The organism is Kitasatospora sp. NPDC002965, assembly GCF_040611255.1.
Lineage (GTDB): Bacteria > Actinomycetota > Actinomycetes > Streptomycetales > Streptomycetaceae > Kitasatospora.
Genome location: NZ_JBEXNT010000015.1, coordinates 103,509 through 108,243 on the forward strand (window position 1 = coordinate 103,509; position 4,735 = coordinate 108,243).

Annotated in this window: 4 protein-coding genes and 1 pseudogene; 1 reads left to right on the plus strand and 4 read right to left on the minus strand. The window is 73.7% G+C overall.

Features of this window, described 5'->3' with window-relative positions; all coding sequences use genetic code 11:
* Positions 1 to 243: pseudogene (locus tag ABZY91_RS09630) on the minus strand (hypothetical protein); the annotation flags it as partial.
* 65 nt (positions 244 to 308) lie between these two features.
* Here ABZY91_RS09630 and ABZY91_RS09635 point away from each other — a divergent pair.
* The gene (locus tag ABZY91_RS09635) at positions 309 to 1,145 is read left to right on the plus strand and encodes a winged helix-turn-helix domain-containing protein (protein WP_355401118.1); all 837 of its coding nucleotides are present in this window, start codon (positions 309 to 311) and stop codon (positions 1,143 to 1,145) included.
* Here ABZY91_RS09635 and ABZY91_RS09640 read toward each other — a convergent pair.
* The 3 genes from ABZY91_RS09640 to ABZY91_RS09650 all read right to left on the minus strand — a co-directional run.
* Positions 1,108 to 1,602 (minus strand): DinB family protein, encoded by a 495-nt coding sequence (locus ABZY91_RS09640; RefSeq protein ID WP_355401120.1) that lies wholly within the window; start codon positions 1,600 to 1,602, stop codon positions 1,108 to 1,110. The two genes, ABZY91_RS09635 and ABZY91_RS09640, sit on opposite strands and share 38 nt — an antisense overlap.
* Positions 1,599 to 2,405 (minus strand): VOC family protein, encoded by an 807-nt coding sequence (locus ABZY91_RS09645; protein WP_355401121.1) that lies wholly within the window; start codon positions 2,403 to 2,405, stop codon positions 1,599 to 1,601. Before ABZY91_RS09645 ends, ABZY91_RS09640 begins: the two co-directional genes overlap by 4 nt.
* A gap of 178 nt (positions 2,406 to 2,583) precedes the next feature.
* A partial coding sequence (locus tag ABZY91_RS09650; RefSeq protein WP_355401123.1) for a hypothetical protein occupies positions 2,584 to 4,735 on the minus strand: 2,152 nt, incomplete at its 5' end.

Genomic DNA, 4,735 nt, shown 5'->3' on the forward strand with positions numbered 1-4,735 from the left:
GACCTGACCGTGCCGGAGGGCACCGTGTTCGCCCTGCTCGGGCCGAACGGCGCCGGCACGGACCGGTACGAGCACGTCGGCGCCCCTGGCCGCACCGGTCACCGGCTCGGGGTCGGGCTCGGGGACGGGCTCGGCGACGGGCTCGGGGACCGCATCCGGGCCCAGGGCAGGAACGGACGCACGAACGGGAGCCGGAACGGGAGCGGACGAGGAGGAGGCGACACGAACGACCGGAGTACGCATGGCCCTCACGCTAGGGACGGAACACTTCGGTGTCCGCCGAAGCGTCCACGCGGCACCATGGAGCCATGTCGCTCGCCCAGCTCGCCGGACTGCTCGCCGACCCGACCCGCGCCGCGTTCTGCACCGCTCTGCTCGACGGCCGGGCCTGGACCGCCGGCGAGCTGGCCCGGTACGCGGGCGTGGCCCCGTCCACGGCGAGTGAGCACCTGTCCCGTCTGATCGCCGGCGGCCTGCTGGCCGAGGAGCGGCAGGGCCGGCACCGGTACGTCCGGCTGGCCGGCCCGGCGGTGGCCACACTGATCGAGGACCTGTCGTCGTTCTCGCCCGCGACCCCGGCGTCCGTCGTCACGCCGCCCGCCACCCCACCGGGCCCGACCCCGCCGGCCCCGACCTCGCTGTCCGCGACCGGAAGGTCCGCGACCCCGCGGTCCGCCCCCGGGCCGCGTTCCCTGCGCGAATCCACCCGGATGAGCGCCGAGGCCCGCGCCCGGACCTGCTACGACCACCTCGCGGGCCGGCTCGGCGTAGCGGTCTGCGACGCCGTCCTGGCACGCGGGCTGGTCGCCGAGGACTCCGGTCCGGCCCTCACCGAGCGGGGGCGGGCATGGCTGGCCGAGCTGGGTGTGGAGCTGCCGGCCCGGTCCGGGCGCGGGGGCGGGCGCCCGGTGGTCCGCAGCTGCCTGGACTGGACGGAGCGGCGCGGGCACCTGGGCGGCGCGTTCGGGGCGGCACTGTGCCGGACGGCGCTGGACCGGGCCTGGGTGGAGCGCATCGGCTCCGGACGGGCGCTGCGGGTGACGGCGGAGGGCGACCGGGCGCTGCGCGAGCTGCTCGGGGTGGAGTTCGAGGCGCGGGAGGACCCGCTCAGCCCATCGTCTTCGCGCCGTCCAGCGACTCCCTGATGATGTCGGCGTGCCCGGCGTGCTGCGCGGTCTCGGCGATGACGTGCAGCAACACCCGCCGGGCCGACCAGGAGGCACCCGGTTCGAACCACGGCGCCTGGGGCAGCGGGTGGGCCAGGTCGAGGTCGGGAAGGGTCGCGACCAGTTCGTCGGTCTCGGCCGCCACCCGCTCGTACGCGGCGAGCAGTCCGGCCAGGGTCTCGCCGTCGGTCATCAGGAACTGCCCTGCCCAGTCGACCGGTTCGTCCTCCATCGCGGCCGCTCCGCCGACCGCGAACCGCAACCAGCGGGACTCCACCCCGGCGACGTGCTTGATCAGGCCGCCCAGGCACAGCTCGCTGGCCGTCGTGCGGCGGGCGGCCTGCTCGTCGGTGAGGTCGCGGACGGTGTAGCGCAGGAAGCCCCGGTGCTTGTCCAGGGTCTGGAGCAGGTCCGCACGCTCGGAGTTGCCGCTCATTCGGCCACCATCCCGGGCATGTCGCCGACGGTCGTGCCGAGGGCGATCACGCCGAACGCCGCGCCCCCGGGGTCGCCGACCGCCGCGAACCTGCCGAACGGGCTGTCCATCGGGCCGAAGTAGAGCTGCCCGCCGTGCAGGGTGATCTTGGCGACGGTCGCGTCGCAGTCCTCCACCGCGAAGTAGACGCTCACGTAGTTCGGCGCCTCGGGCGACAGGTCGTCCGGACCGGCCTTCATCCGGCCGAGCACCGGGGCCCCGCCGATCTCGAAGACCTTGTAGTCGACCTCTTCGACGTCCATCCGCTTGACCGTGTAGGGGAAGACGGCGGGGAAGAACGCGTCGGCCCGGCCGGGCTCGCGGGTGACGACCTCGGCCCAGGTGTAGGCACCGGGGACCCCCTGCACCTCGAACCCCTCGTGGGTGCCGGCCTGCCAGACGCCGAAGACGACGCCTCCCGGGTCCTTGGCGATCACCATCGAACCGAACTCGCCGACCTGCATCGGGCCCATCAGGACCTCGCCGCCGTTGCCGCGGATCTTCTCGGCGGTGGCGGCGGCGTCCGGCGAGGCGAGGTAGAGGCACCACGCCGACTTGATCGATTCGATCGGCTGGCCGGGCATGGGCGGGACGATCGCGGCGACGGCCTTACCGTCCACGTAGGCCTGCGTGTAGTTGCCGTACTCGGACGAGGACTCGCCGAAGGTCCAGCCCAGTACTTCTCCGTAGAAGACCTTCGCGCCCTCCAGGTCGGTGAACATCGCGTCGGCCCAACAGGGCGTTCCCTCGGGTTGCACGGTCATGGCCCAGCCCTCTCCGTGTGGCATTTCGTCCCGATTTGCCACACTAGCCAGTCCCCCGGGCGCCCGCGCGTCCACCCGGCCCCGACCACCCGCGAGGCCCGCCCCGCCGCCCCGCCCGGGACGCGACGGCGGCCCGCCGGGACACTCCCCGGCGGACCGCCGCGCACCGTCGTGACCGCTACCCGACCTGCGACACCCCCGCGACCGGCACCGGCTGCGCACCCAGCGTGCCGAACCCGGTCGGCCCGGCCGGCACCGCACCCGGACGCGGCGCCGACTCCGCGGCGCCGCCGACCGCCCCCGCCGCCGCACGCACCACCGACGCCGAGACCGACACCGCCGCCGCCGGGCGGACCGCGGACGTCCCCAGCCCGGTCGGGACGAACCACGCGAACCCGGCCCGGGCGGGCTCCGGCACCACATCACCGTCGGCCGCACCCGCCGTCACCGCCGTACCCGGCGCCGCGACACCCGAGGCCGCGGCATCCGGAGCCGCCGGCGCCACGTCTCCCGCCCCCACTTCGTCCGGGACCGGGCCCGCCTCGCTCCCGAAGTGCCGCAGCAGGTCCTCCTCCCGGTACCGGCGGCAGTCCCGGTGCCAGATCAGGATTCCGGCCAGCCAGTTCTCCAGCTCGCCGACGTACCCGTCGAGCATCGCCCGCGCGGCGGGCTCCAGCGCGAAGTCGTCGTACAGCACGGGGAATTCGTTCGCCGCCACGTGCTGGAACTGGGCCAGCCGCGAGTGCATCAGATCGTCGACGATCCGGACCGCCGCCGGGTAGTCGCAGTTGAAGAAGTTCTGCACCACCAGCACCATGTTGTGCACCTCGCCCTCGAACTGCACCTCCTTCTGGTACGAGTGGAGGTCGTTCATCATGCAGGCGTAGTCGGCAGCCGCCTTCTCCAGCGAACCCATCGGGCCGCTCTCGTAGACGGCGGGAGGGACGATCTGTCCGTGGGCCAGCCGGCAGAGGCTCATCGTGAGGTCGGACCCGAAGGTGGCCCGACGCATCTCCAGGTAGTCGACCGGGTCCGGGATCCGGTTCTGTGCCTGGTTGTTGAGCTCCCAGATCCAGCTCAGCGTCATCTCCTCGACGGCCTCGCGGAGCCGCCGCCGGGCCTCGACGGTCATCGGCCCGGCGGTCCGCGCCCAGGCGTCGGCCAGCCCGCGCTCCAGGGCGTTCCCCGGCACCGGGGCGGGCCCGCCGTCGACCGGCATGAAGTCCGAGAGCCGGGCGTTGACCGCCTTGGCGCCGGCGAGGTCCCGGGTCTGGCCGAACACCGCCGGGAAGTAGTCGTCCGCGTACGTGCCCCAGGTCAACCAGGCCGAGGTGAGGTCGAGTTGGGCGGCGCTGGCGTCCGGGTGGATGCCGGCCGAGCAGAGCGGGAAGTCGTAGTCGGCGAGCTTCTCGGCGGTCCAGATGTGCGAGGCGGGGACGCCCGGTTGGGGCTCCAGCATGCCCATCCGGCGACCCCACTCGACCGTGTTGAGCCGTGCCGCGTCCAGGTACGGGCTCAGCTCGACGGTGAACGGCAGCCTGAACTCGGGGAGCCGGGAGGGGCCGACCTCCTGGAACGGCACGTGGGTGTGCGAGCGCGCCCGCCGCACGCCGGGCTCGGCGTCGCCGTGCGAACCGCCGATCAGCCCCGTCCCCGGAGACTCCAGCGAGGCCGGCGACAGGCCCGCGACCACGGCGGCACCGGGCCCGGCGGCGGCGCGCGAAGCCGGTCCGGACCGGCTCAACGACCCCAGCTCGTCGGCGAGGTCACGCAGCGCGCCGGAGCGCAGCACGTCCAGCGCCGAGGTCCCGACGCCGCCGATCGCGAACGGGTCCCACCAGGTGGCCTTGCCCGCGGCCGCGCCGCCGCCGTTCATGTACCGGCTGGACCGCATGTGCCACTCGTGCCCGCCCGACTGCCAGTCCTGCAGACCCTTGACGTAGGCCAGCACCTTGGCGCAGCCCGCCGGGTCGAGCCCGGAGTCGGCGAACAGCTGCGGGAGTTCGGTGAACACGGTGTTCTCGAACTGCTGGAGCCGCGAGGTGAGGAGGTCGTTGACGGCCTCGGCGGCCTCCTGCGTGGTGCAGTCCAGGAACCTCTCCAGCACCAGCACGCCGTTGCTGAGTTCGCCCTCGTCCTCGACCTCCCGCTGGTACGAGAAGAGGTCGTTGCGCAGGTGGACCCCGTCCGAGAAGGCGTCCATCAGCACCCGCAGCGGACGCGAACCGGACACCTCCGCCGGCACCTCGGTGTGGGCCGCGTACTCGATCAGCCCGGCCGACCAGGGCGCGCCACCGACCTTGCGGCGCATCTCGATGTACTCGACCGGG

Coding starts and splice junctions, on each gene's coding strand:
- ABZY91_RS09645 (WP_355401121.1), bottom strand. CDS start 2,405: ATGACCGTGCAACCCGAGGGAACGCCCTGTTGGGCCGACGCGATGTTC.
- ABZY91_RS09640 (WP_355401120.1), bottom strand. CDS start 1,602: ATGAGCGGCAACTCCGAGCGTGCGGACCTGCTCCAGACCCTGGACAAG.
- ABZY91_RS09635 (WP_355401118.1), top strand. CDS start 309: ATGTCGCTCGCCCAGCTCGCCGGACTGCTCGCCGACCCGACCCGCGCC.